This is a genomic window from Bacillus hominis, assembly GCF_018332515.1.
Taxonomy (GTDB): Bacteria; Bacillota; Bacilli; order Bacillales; family Bacillaceae_G; genus Bacillus_A; species Bacillus_A hominis.
Window position 1 is genome coordinate 1 of the sequence record NZ_BOQD01000530.1, and the last position, 356, is coordinate 356.

General features: G+C 38.2%; 1 protein-coding gene. It reads left to right on the forward strand.

The window, feature by feature from the left end; all coding sequences use genetic code 11:
* The coding region (locus tag KI356_RS27145) for an amino acid permease (RefSeq protein WP_212936997.1) at positions 1 to 356 on the forward strand (356 nt) is incomplete at both ends.

Below are 356 nucleotides of genomic sequence, written 5' to 3' on the forward strand. Positions count from 1 at the left end.
GTATTCCATATGCAGCGGACATTATGAACTTTGTTATTATTACAGCTGTATTATCCGTAGCTAACTCTGGTCTATACGCAAATTCTCGTATGCTTTGGGCGATGGCAAAACAAGGAATGGCAAGTCCAGCTTTTACAAAACTAACTAAAAAAGGTGTACCGCTAAACGCATTAATTTTCAGCCTAATTTTTGCAAGCCTTTCTTTATTAACAAGTATATTCGCGGCAGATACTGTCTTTTTAATTTTAACATCGATTGCAGCTATGGCGGCTGTTGTCGTTTGGATGTCGATCGCAGCTTCACAGTTTTTCTTCCGTAGAAACTTCGTGAAAAATGGCGGCAACATAAATGATTTA